At 49.7% G+C, this 22,385-nt stretch carries 22 protein-coding genes; 15 read left to right on the forward strand and 7 right to left on the reverse strand.

The window, feature by feature from the left end:
• Positions 1-13 precede the first annotated feature (13 nt).
• The gene (locus BMW55_RS13375) at positions 14-1,189 is read right to left on the reverse strand and encodes an MFS transporter (RefSeq protein ID WP_425283864.1); all 1,176 of its coding nucleotides are present in this window, start codon (positions 1,187-1,189) and stop codon (positions 14-16) included.
• 296 nt (positions 1,190-1,485) lie between these two features.
• On the opposite strand from BMW55_RS13375, the gene BMW55_RS13380 reads away from it, so the two are divergent.
• On the forward strand, positions 1,486-1,821 hold the full coding sequence (locus BMW55_RS13380) for a winged helix-turn-helix transcriptional regulator (RefSeq protein WP_089970484.1): 336 nt from the start codon (positions 1,486-1,488) through the stop codon (positions 1,819-1,821).
• A 413-nt stretch (positions 1,822-2,234) separates the two neighbouring features.
• A complete protein-coding gene (locus BMW55_RS13385) occupies positions 2,235-2,798 on the forward strand; it encodes a GNAT family N-acetyltransferase (RefSeq protein WP_089970166.1) in 564 nt (187 codons plus the stop codon).
• Positions 2,799-2,976: 178 nt separating this feature from the next.
• On the opposite strand, the gene hxlB is transcribed toward BMW55_RS13385, so the two are convergent.
• From hxlB to BMW55_RS13405, 4 genes are all read right to left on the reverse strand, one after another.
• Entirely contained in the window at positions 2,977-3,525 is a 549-nt protein-coding gene (hxlB, locus tag BMW55_RS13390; RefSeq protein WP_089970169.1) for a 6-phospho-3-hexuloisomerase, read from the reverse strand.
• On the reverse strand, positions 3,518-4,180 hold the full coding sequence (hxlA, locus tag BMW55_RS13395; RefSeq protein WP_089970172.1) for a 3-hexulose-6-phosphate synthase: 663 nt from the start codon (positions 4,178-4,180) through the stop codon (positions 3,518-3,520). The genes hxlB and hxlA overlap by 8 nt, the downstream gene beginning before the upstream one ends.
• A complete protein-coding gene (locus BMW55_RS13400) occupies positions 4,180-5,460 on the reverse strand; it encodes an MFS transporter (RefSeq protein WP_089970176.1) in 1,281 nt (426 codons plus the stop codon). The genes hxlA and BMW55_RS13400 overlap by 1 nt, the downstream gene beginning before the upstream one ends.
• 426 nt (positions 5,461-5,886) lie before the next feature.
• Entirely contained in the window at positions 5,887-6,915 is a 1,029-nt protein-coding gene (locus BMW55_RS13405; RefSeq protein WP_089970487.1) for a LacI family DNA-binding transcriptional regulator, read from the reverse strand.
• A gap of 258 nt (positions 6,916-7,173) precedes the next feature.
• On the opposite strand from BMW55_RS13405, the gene murQ reads away from it, so the two are divergent.
• The 7 genes from murQ to BMW55_RS13445 all read left to right on the forward strand — a co-directional run bounded on the left by murQ (position 7,174) and on the right by BMW55_RS13445 (position 13,101).
• Positions 7,174-8,082, forward strand: coding sequence for an N-acetylmuramic acid 6-phosphate etherase (murQ, locus tag BMW55_RS13410; RefSeq protein WP_089970490.1), 909 nt, complete (start codon positions 7,174-7,176; stop codon positions 8,080-8,082).
• A gap of 337 nt (positions 8,083-8,419) precedes the next feature.
• Entirely contained in the window at positions 8,420-9,424 is a 1,005-nt protein-coding gene (locus BMW55_RS13420; RefSeq protein ID WP_089970182.1) for a LacI family DNA-binding transcriptional regulator, read from the forward strand.
• 391 nt (positions 9,425-9,815) lie between these two features.
• Positions 9,816-10,499 carry a TerC family protein gene (locus tag BMW55_RS13425; RefSeq protein WP_089970186.1) on the forward strand — a complete coding sequence of 228 codons (684 nt, stop codon included), beginning with the start codon at positions 9,816-9,818 and terminating at the stop codon, positions 10,497-10,499.
• A gap of 108 nt (positions 10,500-10,607) precedes the next feature.
• Complete coding sequence (locus BMW55_RS13430) at positions 10,608-11,060, forward strand: hypothetical protein (protein WP_089970188.1); 453 nt, start codon at positions 10,608-10,610, stop codon at positions 11,058-11,060.
• Positions 11,061-11,072: 12 nt separating this feature from the next.
• Positions 11,073-11,396, forward strand: a complete 324-nt coding sequence (locus tag BMW55_RS13435; RefSeq protein WP_089970192.1) for a hypothetical protein — start codon at positions 11,073-11,075, stop codon at positions 11,394-11,396.
• Positions 11,396-12,670 (forward strand): glutathionylspermidine synthase family protein, encoded by a 1,275-nt coding sequence (locus tag BMW55_RS13440; RefSeq protein ID WP_089970493.1) that lies wholly within the window; start codon positions 11,396-11,398, stop codon positions 12,668-12,670. The genes BMW55_RS13435 and BMW55_RS13440 overlap by 1 nt, the downstream gene beginning before the upstream one ends.
• A complete protein-coding gene (locus BMW55_RS13445) occupies positions 12,667-13,101 on the forward strand; it encodes a DUF350 domain-containing protein (RefSeq protein ID WP_089970196.1) in 435 nt (144 codons plus the stop codon). Before BMW55_RS13440 ends, BMW55_RS13445 begins: the two co-directional genes overlap by 4 nt.
• Before the next feature lie 80 nt (positions 13,102-13,181).
• Here BMW55_RS13445 and BMW55_RS13450 read toward each other — a convergent pair whose 3' ends face one another.
• Positions 13,182-14,066, reverse strand: coding sequence for a polysaccharide deacetylase family protein (locus BMW55_RS13450; protein WP_089970200.1), 885 nt, complete (start codon positions 14,064-14,066; stop codon positions 13,182-13,184).
• A gap of 188 nt (positions 14,067-14,254) precedes the next feature.
• Positions 14,255-15,214 (reverse strand): magnesium/cobalt transporter CorA, encoded by a 960-nt coding sequence (gene corA, locus BMW55_RS13455; RefSeq protein WP_089970203.1) that lies wholly within the window; start codon positions 15,212-15,214, stop codon positions 14,255-14,257.
• A gap of 238 nt (positions 15,215-15,452) precedes the next feature.
• Here corA and BMW55_RS13460 point away from each other — a divergent pair, with 238 nt between their 5' ends.
• The 6 genes from BMW55_RS13460 to BMW55_RS13485 all read left to right on the forward strand — a co-directional run bounded on the left by BMW55_RS13460 (position 15,453) and on the right by BMW55_RS13485 (position 22,175).
• Positions 15,453-16,709, forward strand: coding sequence for an argininosuccinate synthase (locus tag BMW55_RS13460; RefSeq protein ID WP_089970207.1), 1,257 nt, complete (start codon positions 15,453-15,455; stop codon positions 16,707-16,709).
• Positions 16,660-18,060, forward strand: coding sequence for an argininosuccinate lyase (gene argH, locus BMW55_RS13465; protein WP_089970211.1), 1,401 nt, complete (start codon positions 16,660-16,662; stop codon positions 18,058-18,060). The genes BMW55_RS13460 and argH overlap by 50 nt, the downstream gene beginning before the upstream one ends.
• A gap of 257 nt (positions 18,061-18,317) precedes the next feature.
• A complete protein-coding gene (ftsE, locus tag BMW55_RS13470; RefSeq protein WP_089970214.1) occupies positions 18,318-19,001 on the forward strand; it encodes a cell division ATP-binding protein FtsE in 684 nt (227 codons plus the stop codon).
• Positions 18,991-19,893, forward strand: coding sequence for a permease-like cell division protein FtsX (gene ftsX / locus BMW55_RS13475; RefSeq protein ID WP_170839931.1), 903 nt, complete (start codon positions 18,991-18,993; stop codon positions 19,891-19,893). Before ftsE ends, ftsX begins: the two co-directional genes overlap by 11 nt.
• Positions 19,894-19,919: 26 nt before the next feature.
• Positions 19,920-21,080, forward strand: coding sequence for a murein hydrolase activator EnvC family protein (locus BMW55_RS13480; RefSeq protein ID WP_089970219.1), 1,161 nt, complete (start codon positions 19,920-19,922; stop codon positions 21,078-21,080).
• Positions 21,081-21,122: 42 nt separating this feature from the next.
• On the forward strand, positions 21,123-22,175 hold the full coding sequence (locus BMW55_RS13485; RefSeq protein WP_139179500.1) for a murein hydrolase activator EnvC family protein: 1,053 nt from the start codon (positions 21,123-21,125) through the stop codon (positions 22,173-22,175).
• The last annotated feature ends 210 nt before the right edge of the window (positions 22,176-22,385 follow it).

The raw sequence follows: 22,385 nt of genomic DNA on the forward strand, positions 1-22,385 counted from the left end.
CTCCTCATTTGAATCAATTGTGTTCTTTTTGTTCCAAACCCATGCTCCATCCGGTTAAGATGACGGCCCCTGCAACCATCGAGGCGCCAACCCATGCAGTATGGATGAGCCCGAGGGAATCCGTGACTACTCCTCCCAGGCCGGAACCGATCGCAATTCCGGCATTAAATGCAGCGATATTGATGGCAGAGGCTACGTCTACGGCCGAAGGGACGTATCTCTCAGCCAGCTGGACAACATAAAGTTGAAGTCCCGGAACGTTCATGAAAGCGAAAAGTCCCATCAACATGATCGTCATGAGTCCCGCTGCTTTAAAGGGAGCTGTAAAAGTTAAGATCAATAAGACGATCGCCTGGATGACAAACATATAGAACAGGGATTTGATGGGATTGCGGTTGGATAATTTGCCCCCGATAATGTTTCCGATGGCGATGGCGATTCCGTAGACAAGCAGAATGATGCTGACCGTGCTTGCCTGAATTCCCGTAATCTTCTGCAGCAATGGGGAAAGATACGTGAAGACCACAAAGGTTCCGCCATAGCCTAAAGCCGTGATGATAAAGACCAGGAGTAAGCGGCCGTTTGTGATCAGTTTCCGTTGATCTGCAAATGTTGCCGATGTTCCCGGACGGAGACGGGAGGGAATGAGAATCGCGTTGGCAATTAAAGATATCAGGCCAATCGCAGCAATTCCCGCAAAGGAAATTCTCCAGCTGAATGTTTGGCCGATAAACGTTCCAAATGGAACACCGGTCACCGTCGCAACAGTGAGACCGGTAAACATAAAGGCAATGGCACTGGCCCGACGGTCCTCCGGAACCAGATCAGCCGCGATGGTCGAACCAATGGACATAAAGACACCGTGAGAAAGAGCCGAAATGACCCGGGCAACGAGCAACATCCCGAAGTTGACAGCTGTGGCTGCGATACTATTTCCAATCACAAAGACAATCATGATCCAGATCAGGAGTGTTTTTCTGGACATCGATGAAGTAAGGGAAGTTAAAACCGGTGCCCCGAAAGCCACTCCCAGGGCATACAGGGAAACGGTGAGTCCGGCTGTCGTCACCGGAACATGCAAATCCTGTGAAATGGATGGCAGTAATCCGACACTGATAAATTCCGTCGTTCCAATGGCAAAAGCACTAATGGCTAAAGCGAGCAGGGCAAGGAAGCTGTGCCCTTGCATACTTTTGCTTTGAGCGCGATCTAACGTGTGTATAGACATAAGAAACCTCCTTGAATCAAAATACCATTTATTTCGATTGGATAAATTGGAATTGGAAAAGACGATTACCAATCGTTGAGTCTCCTCTTTGATCTGGAAGAAATAGATATCGACAACCACGTGACTTATTATGTAACATACATTTATGCATAGGAAGTACGTACTTTTTAGTGATATTGTTACTTATCAGTGATATAGGAACCGATGAGTACTATAGATACCAAAAGGGAATTGAGCGGATCGAAAAGGTGATCGAAATGAAAAAAACCGAAAAAACGTATAACATTCCTGTCGAAGCGACCCTGGAAGTGATCGGGGGAAAATGGAAAACGGTGATTCTCTGCCATTTAACCCATGGGCCGATGCGAACGAGCGAACTGAAAAAAGCGATGCCGAACATCACACAAAAAATGCTGACTCAACAGTTGCGCGAATTGGAAGAGGATGGCGTCATCAACCGAATTGTTTATAATCAGGTTCCGCCAAAAGTGGTTTATGAGCTGAATGAGTTTGGATGGTCGTTGAAGCCGGTGTTGGATCAGATGTGCGCATGGGGAGAGGAGTACATTAAACGATCCAAAAATAAACAATGAAATCAGAGGATCTAAAGAAGTGTCTATATTCGATGGATGCGGAGTGTGTTGTTCATCTCCGTTTCAGCAGTTTCACCACGAACGGACAGTTGCCGGCCGGAATGTAAGTTTGGTACGCTATTCATAGAAAACGATGAAAGGAGGGTACCCACATGAAGAAAAGATCGTTGTCGTCTTTGTCCAGCGGGATCGGGTACTCGACTGCCGTTTTCTTTGATCATTCTAACCAGGGGAGAAGTCTGCCTAAAATCCGATAGAGGAGCGGCTTGGGAAACCTTTGATTGGAATGATCGCAGGAGCATAACCGGGATCAAAGGCCACAGGTCGCTTTCCCTGTGGTTGACATATGGTTCTGTGTACACTGCAGGGAATGCCTGTGGTGTTTTTTTTGTAATGGAAGGGGAGGAAACCGGATGAAATTGCGGGGCCAAAACGTTTTTCTGAAATTTCTCGAACTGTCTGATGCGGAAGCTTTGTTGCGTTTGGAATTGAAAAACCGGGACTTTTTTCAAAGGTATACAGCTTTGCGGGACGATGATTTTTATACATTGGAGGGTCAACGGGATCGAATCAGGAAGAACAATGAGTTAAAAAATCTGGACAGGCTTTACTCCTTTGGCATCTATCTGCTGGAAACCGGGGAACTGATCGGAAATATTACACTTTCCGAAGTGGTACGGGGGGCACTGCAAAGCGGCTGGATCGGATATGCTCTCGACCAGGATCATAATGGAAAAGGGTATATGACAGAGGCTGTCCGTCTGGTGGTGTCTTATGCGTTCGATGTGCTGAGGCTTCACCGGATTGAAGCGGGGGTGATGCCACATAACCTGGCATCCATCAAAGTATTGGAAAAGGCAGGATTTCATCAAGAGGGGATCGCAAAGAAAAATGTGAAGATCAACGGGAGATGGGAGGATCATCAAATCCTCGCCATCATCAATGAGAAAGAGGAGGAAACCGAGATGAAAGCATGATGGTGAATGAACGGAAGGAAGAAGAAATGACTTGAGACACCCGCCCAGGGGAACTCAAGTCATTTTTTCAATCACCGGATATTCAAATCCTGGACTCTCTTCCGATCGAATCGAGGTTTTTTTAAAGGATACAGACCGAAAATGTCCAGGTCCTGCATAAACGGATCGGGAGTTGCCCCTATTCCAGATTGGAGTGCTTGGCCAGCGCATCCTGATGATCCACGCGGTGAAGATTCGCGTAGCACAGGCAAATGGCATCAAACAGAATGTGGGTACATTGATCAAACAAGGAACCCAGCGGCTGGACACTCGGCTGTTCTCCCTCCCGGCGGTATTTGGTTGCAGCCGGGATGTGCAACAGATGGGTTGCGGCTTGAGCCAGTTCCGATTCCGGGTTGGTGGTTACAGTCAGAACCGGACAGCCCAGTTCACGGGCTTTTTGAGTGACCAGCAGGACACTTTTGGTTGTGCCGGAACCGGAAACAGCGACCAGCACATCTCCCTTTTCCATAGACGGTGTAATGGTCTCGCCGACGACATACACTTTCGCACCTAAATGCATCAGGCGCATCGCAAAGGATCTAGCCATGAATCCGGAACGCCCCTCGCCGGTGACAAAGATGCGCTTTCCGGAGGCAAGAACGGATACCGCCTGTTCGATGTGGGTTCTGTTTACCTGTTGGAGCACCGTTTGCATCTCACCGAGTATCGTTGCAATCTCATGCATGGCTGTTTTCTCCTTTCTGTGACGAATTCAAGAATTCTTGAATGGTGCGTGCGGCATCCGCGGGATCGGTTGCCCGGGTGATGGCCGTCCCGATGATGAGGATGTCCGGCCGGGCCCGGATCAGCGACGGCAGGGAATCCAGGTTGATGCCGCCTGCCAGCGCCAGCTTCTTCTTCCTCCCGTCAAACCTCTTCAGCATGTGCGGAAGCTGATCCGCTGACTGTTGTCTGTCTCTCTTTTCCTGCTCATCTTTGCTCACGTGAACGCAAAAAACTACCTCTTCATAGGTTGCCAGAGCTTGCAATTGTGCCTCGGGGGTATGAAGAAGGTCGATCATGACCTGTTTTCCGTGCTTTGCGGCAACCTCGATACAAGTTTCTATGGTGACCAGCGGGGCAGCCCCCATGACGGTGGCGACATCGGCACCGGCCGAAAAGCACATGTCAAATTCGTAAGCCGCATTATCAAAGGTTTTCACGTCCGCGACGAGACATTTGTCCGGAAAGCGGGAGCGCAAAGCTCTTACGCTGTCCATGCCGAATTCCTTGATGAGGGACGTTCCCACCTCAATCCAATCCACAAACGGTTGAACTTGCCCGGTGATTTGGATGGCTTCTTCCATGGTCATCCGATCAAGGGCCAATTGGATTTTCATCAGGCATTCACCCCGGATTTCAGGAGCGGTTTCTCTGTTTTATGCGTTTGGACAGCGATCGTTAACAGGACCGAGATGACGAGTGACCCAGCCATAAAGATATAAGAAATGCCCGGGCCGCCGGTGGCTGCGTTCAGATAGCCGACGATATACGAGCCGGCGAAGGAACCCAGTGCTCCCATACTGTTGATGAGTGCCATGGCTCCACCGGCGACATTGCGTGGCAAAATCTCCGGAACAATGGCAAAGAAGGGGCCGTAGGGCGCATACATCGCTCCGCCTGCGATGACGAGCAGAGTGTAAGAGAACCAGAAATTGGAGTCGCCGAGTGCGTAAGAACCATAGAAGGCAACCGCACCGACCAACAGGAACGGCCAGACGAAACTTTTCCGCTTCAACGTACGGTCTGAATAATAGGATACCAGCAGCATCCAGACAACTGCCAGGAGGTACGGAACGGAAGAAAGCCACCCGGCCGCCACAATGCCGAAGTTGGAGGCGGACTTCAGAATGGACGGGAGCCATAAAACAAAACCGTACACACCGATACTCCAGAAGAAATATTGGAGTGAAAGCAGAATCACTTTGCCGGTTTTAAACGCTTCCCAGTAGTTTTTGACCGGTTTCATGCCTTGCTGTTCCCGTTCGAGCGCATGAGCGAGATCTTGTTTCTCCTGATTGGTCAACCACTTGGCATCCTTTGGCTGATCCTCGACCAGCTTCCACCAGAAGAAGGCCCAAATCACGGCCGGCAGCCCTTCAATGATAAACATCCAGCGCCAGTTAAACGCATCCACCAAATAACCCGAAACGACAGACATCCAGAGAACGGTGACCGGGTTGCCGAGGATCAAAAACGTGTTGGCACGGGAACGTTCTTCTTTGGTAAACCAGTGGCTGAGAAAAACAAGCATCGCCGGCATGACCACGCTCTCGACAACACCCAGGAAAAAACGGACAGCAAAAAGTCCGGTCACATTGGACAGCATACCGGTAGCCGAAGCAAGCAGTCCCCACAGGATCAAGGACCAGAAGATCAATTTCTTGGCGCTTCTTTTTTCCGCATAATGAGCGCCGGGAATTTGAAAGAAGAAATAGCCGAGGAAAAACAACGCGCCGATGAGAGAGGAGACGCTTTCGGTGATGTTTAAATCTTTGGCCATCCCTGCCGCCGCGCCGAATCCGTAATTAGCCCGATCCAGATATGCCAGGCTGTATGTGATAAAGACAACGGGAATCAACCTGAACCAACGGCTTTTAGCCAATGCGCGCTTTTCCATATCACTCGCCCCTTTTTCCCGTGAAATGTTGGATTGATCAAGATGTTAGCGATTCCCACCCGGGCAGGCCGGCCTGTTCACCGGGCGACATCACGGCCATATGCCTGATCCAATTCCTTCACAACCGCTCAGTCGGAGTTTGGTGATCCACTCGATTGAAAGAGCCAGCCTTGATCGTGACAAATTTCACCCCCTTATCAAGGGTAAATTTCCCGGTATCCGTTGGTTGTGAAAATTGGAGACAGTAACCATCATCCGTCAGTTGAATGCCCGTTGAAGTCGATATAATATCCAATTGAGATAATGGGAACGGTTCCATAAATAATCAACGATTGTCAGGGGGATTTTCCTTTAGTGAGGACTGATTTTGGATCATATAACTGGAACCGTTACCATTACAGTGTAAAAAAGGTTGGCCCGAGAGAATTAATCAACCGCGGGCGTAGATCCCCGGACGATTAACTTTCCGGCAAAATGGATATTTTGAGCGGGGGAGGTGTCCCCTTCCAGGCGGTTGAAAATGCGTTCCATCGCAGTAACTCCGATTTGATAGGTAGGCTGGGCAACCGTGGTAATCCCCGAACCGATCAAGGGTGCCCATTCGGGATCATCAAACCCGGCCACAGCCACATCCCCAGGAATTTGCACTCCCTTTAATTGCAAAGCGGAGATCAATTTAAGCATCACGACACCGTTGGCTGCGATGATCGCCCGTTTGTCCCCTTCCGTATCGGTTAAAAAGTGATCCAGCTTTTCCATCAATGATTCTGGCGAGTGAAGGTCCACTTCATACAAATCATCGGCAGGAATTCCTAGCCGGGTCAATTCCCTTGCAAAGGCAGCGGCGCGCTCCTGCCGGGAACTGACCCCGGCTAAGGGTTCCGTGATGTAAGCGATCCGCTTATAGCCCTGGTTCAGGATAAAATGGACCAGCTCGGAGGTTGCCTGCTCATTGTCCAGACCGATGGTATCAAAACCCAGCTCGGGCATTTTCCGGTCCACCAGAACCACGGGTGTGCGATCATTGGCCAGCTCGCGCAAAAATCCGTTATTTTGGCCGGTTGTGTTGATCAACAGCCCATCGATGCGATGGGACTGCAGCGTGAAAATGTATTCGCGCTCCTTTGCGGGATCGTTATCCGTGTTGCAGACCATCAGGCTATAACCTTTTCTCTTGCAGACATCTTCTGCTCCCCTGAGCACAGCGGTTGAATAGGGATTGGTGATGTCCGCGACGATCATGCCGATGAGATAGCTCCGATCTCCTTTTAATCCTCTCGCCAACTGGTTCGGACGATAGTTCAGCTGTTCAATCGCTGCTTTGATCCGGGTTCGGGTACGGTCTGACAGAGCATGATACTGTCCGCTCAGATACCGGGAAACCGTCGTTTTTGATACGCCGGCAGCTTTGGCCACATCCGTAATCGTAACTTTCTCCGTCTGTTTTTTTCTCATCATGATCCCTTTTCGATATTCATTCATTGATGGAACCGGTTTCAGAAAACGGTTCCATTCAAATATATCATAGCGCTTGATCAAGGACAAGCACCTGGCTTCTGTTTATTCTTCAAACACTGGAAAATCCCCGCTCGATGAAAAAGAATGGCTCGGATCGGTTTGAATTTTATTTCCTCTCAGATTCTATCCATTCAATTTCAGCCGATTTATAATGAAAACGAATGCAAAATCAGGGGAAACCGGAGGGACTTGAGGATGGAAGAACGCCTGAACTCTTTAACGACGGAACAGCGCAACGAACGGACCAGGCAGATCGATCGGGCAGACATCATGGATATCTTGAAAATGATCAACGAGGAAGATCAAAAAGTGGCCCTGGCTGTGCAAAAAGTGCTTCCCGATATAAAGGTGGCCGTGGAATTTGCCACCCGTTCATTCCAACAAGGGGGACGGCTCATTTACATCGGCGCGGGAACGAGCGGCCGTCTGGGGGTCCTCGATGCGGTTGAATGCCCGCCCACATTCAGTACGCCGCCGGAGATGGTTCAGGGGTTGATGGCCGGAGGGGAGAAGGCGTTCATCCGAGCGGTTGAAGGTGCGGAGGACAAAGCGGAATGGGGGGAGCGAGACTTAAAAGGGATTCATTTGACGGACAAGGATACGGTGATCGGGATTGCCGCCAGCGGGAGAACTCCCTATGTAATCGGCGCTCTTCAATATGCGCGCAGCATCGGGGCGAAAACCGTGGCCCTGTCCTGTAATGAAAACGCCGCGATCAGCCGGGTGGCGGACCATGCCATTGAAGTGATCGTCGGCCCTGAAGTGTTGGCCGGATCAACCAGGATGAAAGCGGGAACAGCACACAAAATGATTTTGAACATGATCTCGACGACGTCCATGATAAGAATCGGCAAAGTATACGAAAACTTGATGGTAGATGTCCACATCAGCAATCACAAGCTGAAGGAGCGGGCGATCGGCATCATCCGCACCATTACGGGTGTTTCGTATGAACAGGCCAAAGAAACGCTGGAACTGGCGGATAACCAGGTGAAAGTGGCCATTGTCATGATCGAGACCGGCACGACCCGCCGACAGGCTGAACAATTGCTGAAACGGGCCGGAGGCTATGTACGGCAGGCTGTTTTGCTGGGAAGAGAATAAAGGGTGAAGGTTGTGTCAGCATATATTCCATGCCGGGCCGTTCCATCGGATTTACAGCAGATAAAACTATTTCCTTTTTCCCCGTCGGTCAGACGGGGAGCGATTTCCTCATCCCAACTGTTCTGCTTCACCTCCTGGATGCTCGTTTCCTCAATCAATTCTCCCGGAACCATGACTCCGACAGGTAAATAGCCTCCCAAAGTAAGAGGGCTTTTTAAAAGTGTGGAAATATTTATCAAGTAATCGATTGGCCGCACATTCTCCGGAATTGTTGACAAAAAATATGAAATAAAATAAATTTCAAATAGGTGTAATCGATTTCAAAGGAGTCCAAAGCATGGCGAAGATGATTGATGTGGCAAGATTGGCAGGCGTCTCAGTGGCAACGGTCTCCAGGGTGCTGGCGGGCAGCGCCCATGTCAGCCGGGAAACGAGAGAGAAAGTGCTTCGGGCGATGGCAGACTTGGATTACAAGCCGAATCTGCTGGCTCGGAATTTGCGTAAAATGGAATCCAAAACGATTGTGGTTGTCATACCGGATATCTCCAATCCTTTTTTTTCCGATGTCATTCGCGGGATTCAACATGTCGCCAAAGAGCATGGATACCATGTTTTGCTGGGGGATACACAAAACGACGTGGATGCTGAATGGGATTTTATCGAGATGATCAAAGAACGGGCCGCCGATGGGGTGATCCTGGTCACGGCGCGCACCTCCCCGGAGAAGATTATGGAGATGGCCCAGGAAGTTCCGCTGGTGATGGCATGTGAGTACATCCAGGGAGCGGAGTTGCCCATGGTGACCATTGATAATGTCATCAGCGCGAAACGGGTCGTGGATCACCTGGCGGCACTCGGGCACCGGCGCATTGGATTTATTGCGGGGCCGCTTCATGTGATCATCAGCCGGGACCGCCTTCAGGGCTTTGTCCTGGGATTGAGGGAACACGGGCTCGAGCAGGATTCCTCCCTTATTGTCGAAGGGGACTTCAGCATCCCGTCCGGCTATGATCAGGCCGTGCGGCTGCTTCAATTGCCCGAGCCGCCGACGGCCATTTTTGCTTCCAATGATGAGATGGCGATCGGAGCGGTCAAAGCCGTCAAACAGATGGGATTAAAAGTGCCGCAAGATGTGGCGGTTGTCGGCTTCGATGATATCCCGATGGCGACGGTGATTGAGCCGGCTTTAACAACGATTTGCCAGCCCAAATTTGAGATCGGAAAAAAGGCGATGGAAATCCTGCTCCAATTGATTCAACAGTCCAACCGCTCTCACGGGCATCTGAAGTTGCCGGAAAAGCTGATTGTCCGGGATTCGTGCGGAGGGCGGTTGAAAGGCTGACCTCGGGGTACGGTTGTGAAGATCGAAAAGAGGTTTAATGAAAAAGGCTCCTGTCATTCTGCCGGAGCCATCATACTCCTCTATAATTACAAGCAGGATTTAACTTCTTTTTTCACACATTCCACACCGTTTTCGGGGTAAAGAACTATTGTTGGAAAAAAGTATTGACGTCGATGCCTTATCTCTCTTATTATAAAGATGTGTGAAGAATTTAATACTTTTCCTTCAATTAAAGGGGAGTAGCTGTTACAGCAAAGTCGTCATTTCGGGCCAAAAACCCCGGCTTTGTTGGCAACATGGTGATGTTGTAAGCAAGACCTTTACTTTTCTTGGAAAGTAAAGGTCTTTTTATTTTTGCAAATGATATATCAAGAAAGGAGTTGGAAGAAAAATGGAATTGTTTTCCTATGAGTTTTTAACAGCGCTCGTTTCCATTGTGATCATCGACCTTGTCCTGGCGGGTGACAATGCCATTGTGATCGGGCTTGCCGCCAGAAACCTTCCTAAGCAGCAACAAAAGAAAGTGATTTGGTGGGGGACAGCCGGAGCGATTGTCATGCGTGCACTGGCTACATTGGCGGTGGTTTGGCTGCTCAAGATTCCCGGTCTGTTGCTCATCGGCGGGCTGATCCTGATCTGGATCGCTTACAAGTTATTAGTGGAAGAAAAGGAACACGAGGTGGAAGCGGTAGATAATATGTGGGCGGCGATCCGTACCATTGTGATCGCTGATACCGTGATGGGGCTGGACAACGTGCTGGCGGTTGCCGGAGCGGCCCACAACAGTTATCTGCTGGTCGTTTTGGGACTGCTGATTTCCGTTCCGATTATTGTGTGGGGAAGTACGCTTTTCCTCAAGTTGATGGAGAAATATCCGGTGATCATCTATATCGGTTCCGGAGTATTGGCGTTTACGGCCGCTAAAATGATCGTTGACGATAAATGGGTGAAGCCCTTTTTTGAGGAAAACGCCTGGCTGCAATACGGGTTGATGATCGTTGTGGTTCTGGGTGTGATTCTGGCGGGAAAATGGGCGAAAAGCAAAAAAAAAGCAGTAGCTAATCCCAGCAGTTAATGTGATGATTCAGCAAAAATATTCATATCACGAATGGTTTTTATGAGACAGGAATTTGGTTCATGCTCATCTAAATGATATGTGATCTCGATCGGAAAGGTGGGTGTGATGGCGAGACTGGAATATCGTTTATTGGATGAGGCAAACGGATTCCCCCTGTTATACACCTATGACAACATCAGCAAAGATGAGATTGCTCTTCGCTTTGCCTGTGATTATTTTGTGAAGGATCACAAGGTTTTTGAGAAGACTTCGTGTGCCGTGGACTCATTGAATCACATCATTTATGTGGTCCGGAGACGCGACGAACAAGTGGTGGAGCCTGGATTGGTTTTTGCTCCCCATTGGCGGGGAATCCGCATGGAGGTGCGGCATTTTCGCGAGGATGCCGACTTTTATCCCATAGTGCATACTTATCATTTTCATGAGCCCGGGGATGCTTTGCTTCATCTGATGAGCCATTTTCTCTATTTCCAGGGGAAGGAGTGGGAGAAAACCTCGACGGAAGTGGATGAGAATCGAAAAGTCTATGTGTATTATGCTAAGCCCACATCCATTTGAGGGGGATGGCAGTTGAAAGATAAAAATGAGCAAACAGCGCAGTCAGAGAAAAAGAAAAGCAGACGCCTGGTCGGACTGTTTGCTGCAGCGATGCTGACGGTTCCCGCCGCCGGCTGTGATGATGACGGGTTGGAGCTATGTTATGATAACGACGCAGACAATTATTGTGATGATGATCATAGCACTTATAACCCGAATAATTATGTGGTCATCAACGGAAAAAAAGTGGCTTACATTAAGGACGACAGCAGTTATGTCTCTTCCGGTGACGATGATTCGGGCGGAAAATACAAGGGAGGAATCGGCAAAAATTCGGGCAGCGTGTCCGGAGGATGATGGGATTGGTGGATCAAAGTTATCAACGGCGTAGAGAAGAGATTTATGCTCCCATGCGTCAAGAGGGTATTTTTACCTGGGATTCGATGTACAATCAGGAGTACGCACTGGCGTCGATCTATCCCATCTCCGAATCCTTCCGGGCGGAAATCGCCGGGGCCACGGAAAAGCTTGGCAAAATTTTCACCCGCACGATCCGGGTGATTCAGCAAGGGCCGGACGAGTTGTTGAACGAGCTGGGAATTCCTGAAGCGGCACGGCTGGCTGTCCGCCTGACGGCAAATCCGGACATCCCCACGGTGGTTGGCAGGTTTGATTTCGCCCGGACTCCCCGGGGGTTAAAAATGCTGGAGTTTAACAGCGATACACCCACAGGTGTGGTGGAAGCATTCTACGTGAACGGAAACGTTTGCCGGTTCTATGGCTGGCAGGATCCCAATGACGGGATGAATGAGCATATTTTTGCGGCTTTTCAAGATATCATCGGGCGTTATAAAAAGATGGGGTTTTCCGCCGACGCGGTTTATTTCAGCTCGCTGGACTGGCATGAGGAAGATGCCGGCACCACCCGGTATTTGATGCGGGAATCCGGGCTGCATGCCCGGTATATTCCCCTTTCCTCCCTGGCTGTCAAAGGGGACCGTCTGTATTTCCGCGATCGTGAACAGGGGAGTTACCAGCCGGTCGATGTGTTGTACCGCTTGCATGCATTGGAAATCCTTGCCGAAGAGACCGATGACGACGGTTATCCCACCGGGGCTCATCTCCTGGATTTGGTGGCGAACAAGAAGCTGGCGCTCATCAATCCGCCGGATGCTTTCATCGCCCAGACCAAAGCGCTTCAAGCCTTGATCTGGAATCTCCACGAAACGAACGCCTTTTTTACTCTGGAAGAACATGAATGGATTGATACCTACATGCTGCCTACATATCTGGAGAATCCGTTTCTCGGAAAAACCGCTTATGTCCGGAAACCGATCTTCGGCAGGGAAGGCGGAGCCGTCACTTTATATGATGCCAGCGGGGAGACCATGGCCCGGGATCAACAATCTCTCTACTGGGATCAGCCGATGGTATACCAACAGCTGGCTGAACTGGAGACAGTGGAGACGGATACCTTGCGGGGCCGCTTTCACGGCCGTCTGTTGTGGGGATCTTTTCTGATTGGCGGCAAAGCATCCGCGATCATGGCGAGGATCGACAGAAAGATTACGGGAAATCTTTCATATTTTTTACCTGTCGGCATTGGGGATCGGAAAGGAGAGCTTCGATGACACAATCAGAGGCAATACTGAACTTTTTGACTTATCTCGGCGTAACGATTCCGCTCATTATTTTCGGATATGTGGTCTTTCTGTTTGCGACTCCGTATAAAGAATACCAACTCATCCGGGATGGGGCAGATACGACCGACCCGGCCAAAATCAACGCAGCGCAGGCGGCTGCCCATGATCTCGGAGGCAAATTGCTGGGGTTGGCCATCGTGATCGCATCAGCGATCTTTAACTCGGTCAATATCGCCGATCTGATGATCTGGGGAGCCGTCGGCATCCTGGCGCAAGTGGCCGTCTTTTACCTGTTCAACTGGCTGGCGCCATTCAGCGTGATTTCGGAAATCCCCAAAGGCAATGTATCCGTGGCGATCTTTTCCTCCCGCCTGAGCGTGGCAACCGGATTGTTGATGGCTGCACTGATCAGTTATTGATCCTTAGGAAATGCGAGCGGGAATCCTCCCCGGTTCAATGGGGAGGATGCGTTGGAAAATCGGCGAAACGAGCAGAGCAGTTAAAGATAATCCTCCAGTTTGACAAACCGGAACCCTTTTTGCTTGAGCAGCGGAATGGCTTTCATGACGCCTTCCGCTGTTTCTTTTTTCGGCATGTTAAAGTGCAAAATGATGATGGAACCCGGTTTGGCCTCAAGCATCGCCCGTTTGACCTGTTCGCTGGAGTAAGTGGCTCCCGCATCGCCGATGACATCAAAGTTGACAGGCTTTTCTCCAAGTTCATACACCATTCGGACCGCCACATCATCGTAATAGGCAGTCCCCGGGCGGAAAAACCGCGGTTTTCTTCCGGTCAGTGACTCGATCTTTCGGGCATTGAGCAGGACTTCATCCACCACTTCCCCGGGGTTTTGGGTGCCTTTGATTCCGTAGACGGATCTCCCTGAGACGGATAAAGGCAGATGCTTCGTCCCGTGATTTTCAATCTCAAACAAAGGGTTTTTCGACAAGGTTAGAAAAGTATCGCGATTTGCGTCAATCCAGCGGCTGTTGACAAACAAAGTAGCCGGTATGCGCTGGCTGATCAGATAGCGGATCAGTTGTTGATCGTAACCGTTCCCGTGTTTTCCCCCGCAGGCATCGAACGTGAGGGCAATCACTTTATCACCGGTATGCAAGCGGTTGATCACCCCGGGAGCATTTTCTCCCCAGAAGCGCGGTTTTTGGCCTGCGAACTTCTGGATCAGGCTTTCCTTCAGTTGGCGGGGGTTTTCGGCAGAGCCGGAGTGACGCAGCGAAGTCGCCTTTGCATCTGCCGGTTCCTCTTTGACTGTGGCCGGGGGTTTGGGTTCAGATAACCGGAAATCGTCTTTGCCAGCCGAACAGGCGGAAGCCAGTCCGGCAAGGATGGTGAGGAAGAGAATGAAGCCGTTCTTTTTTATCATTTGAGAATCCCTTTTCTATTTCTTCTAAAATCGATGATTACTAGATTTGATTGTATAACAAAACAGAAAACTTCCCAGCAGAAGAAGTGAATGTCATAAAAATGACACAAAACGGACCGTGGGCCTGGGCCGTTTTCAGGCAAACAAAAAAAACCGGCTCTCCGTCTCCGAAGAACCAGTTCGTCCGGTCAATCCCGGTCAAACCATCCTTTTTTCCGAAACCAGCGAACCATCATGAACGCGACAAATCCCATCAATGTGAGCACCATAAAGTATCCGTATCTCCACTTGAGTTCGGGCATGTTTTCAAAATTCATCCCGTAGATTCCGGCGATAAAAGTGAGCGGCATAAAAATCGTCGTAATCACGGTGAGCGTCATCATGATCGAGTTGGCCCGATGCGAGTAAACGGACAAGTAGCTGTCTCGGATATCATTGGTCATTTCCCGGCTCGATTCGATCATGGAATTCAGCTTTTCCAGGTGATAGTAAATATCGTTGTAAAGCCGATGCTCTTCATCCTTCAGAGCCAGATGATGTGAGTTTAAAATGCGGTAGAGCAGATCGCGCATGGGCCAGATGGTATGCAACAGAGACAGGAGCTGGCTGCGGATGGCAAACACTTCATTCAACAATGCCTGCAGTCTGCGGTGTTTTCCTCTTGATCTCTCTTCCAGAGCGATGATGCGGTCCTCCAGTTCCTGAGCGATCGGGAAATAGGAGTCCACCAGTTCATCCATGATTTTATATGCGATAAATTTGGGCCCCTTGGCTTGCACACCGGTATCTTTTTTCATCCGGTCCCATAATTCGTCGATTGCTTCGTGTTTCTGATAATGGAAGGTAACGATAAATTTTTCCCCGACAAACAGATCGATTTCCTGGGGCTTGAGGGTTTTCGTGTCCAGCGCTTGCAGGACATAAAAGGTATAGCCTTCAAAGTAATGAAGTTTGGGACGCTGTAAAAAGTGGAAACAATCCTTGACCGCCAGGGGATGAAAGCCCATTTGTTCCAGTTGTCCCGCTTCCTGCATGGAAGGAGCATTGAAGTCGACCCAGTACCAATCCGCCTCCAGGTGTTGGTAATCGGACAGGGGAAGATTTTTTTCGGTCACTTTCCCATTTGAATAGACAAGTGTGCGGATCAAGAAAAACAGGCTCCTTTCGCCTCATTCATCCAAAAGGTATCGACACTGATCGGATTCATACATTATACATGATAACCGCTTACGGCAACAAATTCACGGTCAGAAACGGAGATTTCCGTCGGTCGTTGAAAAAAGCTTGCATAAAATGTGGTTTCCGCTAAATCGGGGGTAGACTTTTTGTGCATAATATGTATAATAATTCATATGAATGAATTTTTATTAGTACGGAGGTTTTAAAATGGATAAACAAAAAATTGTGCTGGCTTATTCCGGTGGTTTAGATACATCTGTCGCGATCAAATGGTTGAGTGAGAAATACGGCTTTGATGTGATCGCCGTTGCCCTTGATGTGGGGGAAGGAAAGGATTTGGATTTTATCAGGCAAAAGGCTCTCCGGGTGGGGGCGGTCAAATCGGTCGTCGTCGATGCAAAAGAGTGGTTTGCCAACCAATTTCTCGCTCCGGCGCTCAAAGCAAACGCGATGTATGAGGGCAAGTATCCGTTGGTGTCAGCCCTGTCCCGTCCGCTGATTTCGCAAGTCTTGGTTCAGGTGGCCAAAGAAGAAGGGGCTGTGGCGGTCGCGCATGGGTGCACGGGGAAAGGGAATGACCAGGTGCGTTTTGAGGTGTCGGTCAAAGCGCTGAAGCCCGACCTTCAGGTGGTGGCTCCCGTCCGTGAATGGGCGATGTCCCGTGAAGAAGAGATCGCCTATGCCAAACAGCACAACATCCCCATTCCGGTAGATCTGGATAACCCCTACAGCATTGATCAAAATCTCTGGGGAAGGAGCTGTGAGTGCGGAGAACTGGAAAATCCGTGGGCCGCTCCGCCGGAGGGGGCTTATGAATGGACGAAACCCGTAGCGGAGACGCCGGACATCCCGACGGAAATCGAGTTGACATTTAAGGAGGGAATTCCCACTCACCTCAATGGTGAAGAAATGCCGTTTCACCAGCTGGTCAGCAAATTGAATCAAATCGCCGGTGAGCATGGAGTGGGCAGGATTGACCATGTAGAGAACCGACTTGTCGGCATCAAGTCGAGAGAAGTTTATGAATGCCCGGCGGCGGTTACTTTGATCACCGCGCACCGTGAGCTGGAATTTTTGACCCAGACCCGCGACATCGCCCAGTTCAAGCCGGTCATTGAGCAGAAATGGGCCCAGCTCACCTATGACGGCTTGTGGTTCTCTCCTCTCAAAAAAGCGCTGGATGCATTCATTGATGAAACGCAAAAATATGTTTCCGGCAAAGTGCGTGTTCGTTTGTTTAAAGGTCACGCCACCGTAACCGGAAGAGAATCGGCATTTTCCCTGTACAATGAGCAGTTGGCCACTTATACCGCGGACGATACATTTGATCACCAGGCGGCGGTCGGATTTATCAAGTTGTGGGGATTGCCCACGCATATTTATGCAGAAGTGCATGCGGAAAAGGAGGAGCAACATGAAACTCTGGGGCGGGCGGTTTACCAAGCCGACCAACCGGTTGGTTGAAGAATACAATGCCTCCATCACCTTTGATCAGGAATTGGCGGAAGAAGATATCCAGGGGAGCATCGCGCATGTCACCATGCTGGGGGCATGCGGCGTTCTTTCCCAAAGTGAAGCCGATCAGATCATCGAAGGCCTGGAAAAAATTCTGCAGAAAATCCGCGCCGGGGAAATAGAGTTTTCGATCGAAAATGAAGATATTCATATGAACATCGAAAAGCTGTTGATTGAGGAGATCGGGCCCGTTGGCGGAAAGCTTCATACCGGACGCAGCAGGAACGACCAGGTTGCTGTCGATATGCACCTCTATGTCAGAAAACAGACAGTGGAAATGGTGCGTCTGCTCACCCAACTGCAGCGGGTTCTCATCGAGCAGGCGGAACAACACGTCGATACCATCCTTCCCGGATACACACATCTGCAGCGCGCGCAGCCCGTCCGTTTCGCCCACCATCTGCTCGCATACGTTTCGATGTTTGAACGGGATATTGAACGTTTGATCGACAGTTACAAAAGAGTGAACACTTGCCCGCTCGGGGCGGGAGCGATCGCGGGAACCACCTTTCCCACCGACCGCCACATGGTGGCCAAACATCTCGGCTTCGACCGAATCTATGACAACAGCATGGATGCGGTCAGCGACCGCGATTATCTGGTTGAGTTTTTATCCATCTGTTCATTGATCATGGTTCATCTCTCCCGTTTGTCGGAAGAGCTGATTCTATGGACAAGCGAAGAGTTTAACTATATTGTGCTCGATGATGCCTTTTGCACAGGCAGCAGCATGATGCCGCAGAAAAAAAATCCGGATATTCCCGAGCTGATCCGCGGCAAAACCGGGAGGGTATTCGGCCATCTCATCGGCCTTCTCACCACGTTGAAGGCTTTACCTCTTACCTACAATAAAGATTTGCAAGAAGACAAAGAGGGAGTCTTTGACACGGTCAAAACATTGACAGGGGCCCTTTCCATCATGGCTCCCATGTTGCAGACGATGAAAGTGAACAAGGAACAAATGAAGAAGAATGCGGAGTCCGGCTTTTCCAACGCCACTGATTTGGCCGATTACCTGGTGAATAAAGGACTCTCCTTTCGGGAAGCCCATGAGGTGGTTGGAAAGCTGGTCCTGTACTGTATCGAACAGGACAAATATCTTGCCGGTTGCACCCTGGATGAGTTTCAACGTTTCTCCAAGCTGATTGAGCAAGATGTCTATGATAAAATTGCCTGCGAACAGGTGGTGGAAGCGAGAATAAGCCTGGGTGGAACGGCTAAAAACCAAGTCCTGAAAACACTTTCGGAGAAAAAGAAGAAAATGGATGAAACCTTATCCTGGCTATCGATCGTATACTGAACGTAAATGTCCCTCACTGGCAGACGGCCATGGGGGCTTTTTCTTTTGACCGGGTGCAGATTTTAAAAAAAATATAAACCTAGGAAAACAGAAGATTGATGTTATAATAGGAAAAGGGTTTATATGGAGTTAAGAGAAGACGTATCTCATCAGCTTTTTCCTTCTGGACGGGATGAAGATAATCTTACTTTTTGCTACTATGTATAACTACAGAGAGATAGAACGAAATCAGCATAAAAATCCTGGAAGGTGATTCTGTGATTGAGATGCATGATGTCTGGAAGGTCTACGATAACGGCGTAGAAGCTCTTCGCGGAATCAATGTGAAGATTGACCGGGGAGAGTTCGTGTACATCGTAGGTCCCAGCGGAGCGGGTAAGAGTACGTTTATCAAATTAATGTACCGTGAAGAAAAGCCGACCCACGGAGTCGTGCTGATCAACGGTGTCAACGTAAAACGGGTGCGTGACTGGAAAATTCCCCATGTCAGGCGGAAAATCGGGGTTGTGTTCCAAGATTTCAAGCTGTTGAATATGACGGCCTACGACAACGTAGCCTTTGCATTAGAAGCGATTGAAACACCGAGAAGAAAAATTCGGCCGAGAGTGGAAGAAGTTCTGGAACTGGTGGGGCTCTCGGACCGCATGTTTGCTTATCCATCCCAGCTTTCCGGAGGGGAGCAGCAGCGTGTGGCCATTGCACGCGCAATTGTAAATAATCCGAGCTTTTTGATCGCAGACGAGCCTACAGGAAACCTGGATCCGGAAAATTCCTGGGATATCATGTATTTGCTGGAAGAGATCAATAAACGGGGAACCACCATTGTCATGGCTACCCACAACAAAGAGATCGTGAACACCCTGCGTCAGCGGGTCATCGCGATTGAGCAGGGCATTATCGTCAGAGATGAGGAAGGGGGCGAATACGGATATGAAGATTGATACGATGATTCGCCACTTTCGTGAAGCTTACCGCGGCGTAAGAAGAAACGCCTGGATGAGCTTTGCGGCCATCAGCGCCGTTGCCGTAACTTTGTTTATCTTCGGGATTTTTCTCGTGTTCGCGTTCAATATCCGCTATATGACGCATGAACTGGACAAGCAGGTGGCGATCCGGGCCTCGCTCGTCCCTCAACTGACGCCGCAGCAACAGGATGAATTGTTAAAAAACATTAAAGCTCTCCCCAAAGTAAAAGAAGCGAAACTGGTTCCAAAGGAACAGGGCTTGAAAATAATGAAAGAAGCCTGGGGCGAGGACGGGGAAGAGTTTTTTGCCGGCCTGGAAGGGGATAAAAATCCGTTCCCGGATGTGATTGAGGTACAGCCGAAAGATCCCCAGCAGACAGAGGAATTGGCGAAGGAGCTGGACAACTTTCCAAATGGAATCGAACGGGTGGATTACGGCGAAGCTGTCACCGACCGCCTGTTAAACTTTTCCGGTTGGGTGAGAAACGTTGTCCTCATCTTCGGTCTGGGGCTGGCAACTCTGGCCGCGTTCCTCATCTCCAACACCATTAAGTTGACCATTATCGCACGCCGGCAGGAGATTGAGATTATGCGGCTGGTAGGGGCAAGCAACTGGTTTATCCGCTGGCCGTTCTTTATCGAAGGTGCCTTTATCGGAGTGGTAGGGGCGATCGTGCCTACAACATTGGTATTAGTGTTATACCAGGCAGCATTGACGAGCCTTGGTGCTGGTGAACAATACGCCATCCTGAAATTGATGCCGATGCTCTCTCTCGGGATCAATGTATCGTTAAGCATCTTTGCTCTCGGTGCGGCGATTGGTATGCTGGGCAGCATGATTTCGGTGCGTCGCTTCCTGAAGATTTAAGAAGCCCCTATACAAGGAGGGTATTCGTGAAGCGGAATGTCCTGGCTGTAACGTTGATTTTGTCTTTGATTTTGCCGTTACCTACCGCTGGAATCGCCTCAGCGGAACCGAATGACGCTGGCATTGAACAGAAAAAAGAAGCGATCCGGGCAAGAGACAAGCAGATTTTGCAGCTGGAAAAAAAGAAAAAGCGTACCGAACAAGAACAACAGGATGCGCTGGCCAACATCGAAGCACTGAAAAGCAAATTGCAAGCGTACGATAAAAAGGTGTATGAGCTGGAGCAAAAGGCGGAGCAAGGCGAGCGGAAGATCAAAGGGATCGAACAGCAGATCGAACAGCGGAGGGAAATCTTTAACCAGCGGCTCCGCAGCATCTATCTGCAAGGGAAGATGTTTTATCTGGAGACCTTGCTCCAATCCTCTTCGTTTGCCGATTTTTTAGGCCGTTTGGATTATATTTACATGCTCAACAGAGCGGACAACCACGTGATCGAAGGATATCAAAACGATCGCAAGCGCCTGCTTGCCGCACAACAGGAATTGGAAAGCGATCTGGCCTTGCAGAAGCAGGAGAAGGCAAAAGCGGACCAGCTGTACCGGAAGCTGGAGGCGCAGCTGAAACAACATGAAAGTGCATTGGCTTCCCTGGATGCCGATTTGAGCGAGTTGGAAGAAGAAAATGAGAAAGCGCGCCGGGAAGTGGCTGCCCTGGTAGCCACAGCTGCCCGGGAAGCGAGGGAACGTGAAATCCGGGACGAGCTGTCCGGCAAAACGATCGTCGCCTATACGGGTGGAAAGTTCTATTGGCCGGTCGACGGAGGAGTGCTGACGTCACCGTTTGGCAAGCGGTATCATCCGATCAGTCATACCTATCGGATGCATGAAGGAATTGATATTGCCGCCGGTCTTGGAACTCCGATCAAAGCAGCCGCCCCCGGAGAAGTGATTGAATCCCGCCCTTCTGACGGATATGGCTATATCGTGGTCATTTATCACGGAGACGGTCTGTCCACCCTTTATGCTCATATGTACGCGCAAACCGTCAAGGTGAAAAAGGGGCAAAAAGTGGAGCGGGGGCAAGTGATTGCCGCTGTGGGCAACAATGGCCGGTCTACCGGTCCCCACTTGCATTTTGAAGTTCATAAAAGCGGAACTCCGGTCGATCCCATGTCGTACTTCCGATGATAAAAGAACAAACCCAACCGAACGGGAGGAGATTCGGACAAAGTGAAACGGAAAATCCTCGTTGCAGTGTTGGCCGCAAGTCTGGCATTCAGCACATGGACGGTTGAATCGATCTTTGCCGCCGGGTCCAATCCGGAATCGAAGCTGAAACAGATTCAGGAAGACAAAACGAAAGCGAAGGCTGATCTCAATCAGGCCCGATCCGCACTCAACGAGCAAAAGAAAAAGCTGCAAGATTTGGAGAAAAAAGTAGATTCCTATGACCAGCAAATCGCCAAATACACCCAATCGCTGGCAGAGAATCAAAAAATGCTGGAAAAACAGGAAAGCAAGTTTAAGAAAATCCTTGTCCGCATGTATCAGGAAGGACAGATGGATTATACGGTAAGACTGCTGGAGGCGGAGACTTTCAGCGAATTTCTCGCCAGGTTTGAAACCGTGCGCATCATTGTCAAACAGGAAAAAGCAATCCTGGATAACTATATAAACATTAAACGGAAAATCGAAAAAGAAAAAGCGGCGATTGAAAAGGAAAAGCAAAAACAGGCGCCTTACCTGGAAGCAGCCCGCAACGAATACCAGAAGTTGGTAAAGAGTGTAAGCGAGAAAAATCAAAACCTGAAACATCTTGAGCATCAAGAAGAACTGACGAGAGAAGCGATTGAAGAAAAGAACCGCTTAGTCAGAGAAGCGAGCGGGAGATACAGCGGAACCGGAACAGGAGAATTGATGTGGCCGGCAAATGGCCGGATGACCTCGCCATATGGCTGGCGAAACGGCCGCATGCACGAAGGGATCGATATTGCCAATGATATCGGTACGCCGATTTACGCCGCTGACTCCGGAACGGTTTCACTGATGAAATCGGATCCTGACGGTTATGGTTACTATATCGTGATTAACCATGGAAACGGCCTCTCTACCCTTTACGCTCATATGTACCGCTCATCTGTGACGGTAAGTCTGGGACAAAGGGTCAGAAAAGGGCAACGAATCGCTTCAATCGGCAACAATGGGCGTTCCACAGGTCCTCACCTCCATTTTGAGGTACATAAAAACGGGAATCCAGTAGACCCGATGCCTTATCTGCAGTAGGTTCTGTCCGGTAGGCAGTGTGTTTGAACGATGACTTGGGCGAAAGAGTCGGTCTGGTTGCTCGCCGTCCCCTGGAGGAACCGGATCGGCTCACTTTTGTGTGAGTCGGGCGCAGAATGGGTAACCCCGCTCCCTTTAATGATAAAGGGAAAGAATTAACAGCCTTTTTTTAAGGAGAGGCTGTGTTCACTATGTTAGGATAGTAGGTAG

Origin of the sequence: Lihuaxuella thermophila (assembly GCF_900110165.1) — a bacterium.
Classification (GTDB): domain Bacteria; phylum Bacillota; class Bacilli; order Thermoactinomycetales; family Thermoactinomycetaceae; genus Lihuaxuella; species Lihuaxuella thermophila.